Below are 1,394 nucleotides of genomic sequence, written 5' to 3' on the forward strand. Positions count from 1 at the left end.
CTGAGACCTGATGCCGAGCCGATTGTGGTGAAGTGGATGATCCTATGCTGTCGAGAAAAGCCTCTAGCGAGTTTCATGGCGGCCCGTACCCCAAACCGACTCAGGTGGTCAGGTAGAGAATACCGAGGCGTTCGGGTGAACTATGGTTAAGGAACTCGGCAAAATGCCCCCGTAACTTCGGGAGAAGGGGGGCCATTCCTGGTGACGGCACTTGCTGCCAGAGCTGGGGGTGGCCGCAGAGACCAGCGAGAAGCGACTGTTTACTAAAAACACAGGTCCGTGCGAAGCCGTAAGGCGATGTATACGGACTGACGCCTGCCCGGTGCTGGAACGTTAAGGGGACCGGTTAGCTCTGATTCGTCGGGGCGAAGCTGAGAACTTAAGCGCCAGTAAACGGCGGTGGTAACTATAACCATCCTAAGGTAGCGAAATTCCTTGTCGGGTAAGTTCCGACCTGCACGAATGGCGTAACGACTTCTCGACTGTCTCAACCATAGGCCCGGTGAAATTGCATTACGAGTAAAGATGCTCGTTTCGCGCAGCAGGACGGAAAGACCCCGGGACCTTTACTATAGCTTGATATTGGTGTTCGGTTCGGCTTGTGTAGGATAGGTGGGAGACTTTGAAGCAGCAACGCCAGTTGTTGTGGAGTCGTCGTTGAAATACCACTCTGGTCGTGCTGGATGTCTAACCTGGGTCCGTGATCCGGATCAGGGACAGTGTCTGGTGGGTAGTTTAACTGGGGCGGTTGCCTCCTAAAGGGTAACGGAGGCGCCCAAAGGTTCCCTCAGCCTGGTTGGCAATCAGGTGTTGAGTGTAAGTGCACAAGGGAGCTTGACTGTGAGACTGACGGGTCGAGCAGGTACGAAAGTAGGGACTAGTGATCCGGCGGTGGCTTGTGGAAGCGCCGTCGCTCAACGGATAAAAGGTACCCCGGGGATAACAGGCTGATCTTCCCCAAGAGTCCATATCGACGGGATGGTTTGGCACCTCGATGTCGGCTCGTCGCATCCTGGGGCTGGAGTAGGTCCCAAGGGTTGGGCTGTTCGCCCATTAAAGCGGTACGCGAGCTGGGTTTAGAACGTCGTGAGACAGTTCGGTCCCTATCCGCTGTGCGCGTAGGAGTGTTGAGAAGGGCTGTCCCTAGTACGAGAGGACCGGGACGGACGAACCTCTGGTGTGCCAGTTGTTCTGCCAAGGGCATGGCTGGTTGGCTACGTTCGGGAGGGATAACCGCTGAAAGCATCTAAGCGGGAAGCCTGCTTCGAGATGAGCACTCCCACCTCCTTGAGAGGGTAAGGCTCCCAGTAGACGACTGGGTTGATAGGCCGGATATGGAAGCCCTGTGAGGGGTGGAGTTGACCGGTACTAATAGGCCGAGGGCTTGTCCTCAG

General features: G+C 56.2%; 1 rRNA gene. It reads left to right on the forward strand.

The features are described 5' to 3' along the window. A 23S ribosomal RNA gene (locus J5Y04_RS41150) occupies window positions 1–1,392 on the forward strand; the annotation flags it as partial. Between the last annotated feature and the right edge of the window lie 2 nt (window positions 1,393–1,394).

This window comes from Kitasatospora sp. RG8 (assembly GCF_017813315.1).
In the GTDB taxonomy this organism is placed as follows: Bacteria; Actinomycetota; Actinomycetes; order Streptomycetales; family Streptomycetaceae; genus Kitasatospora.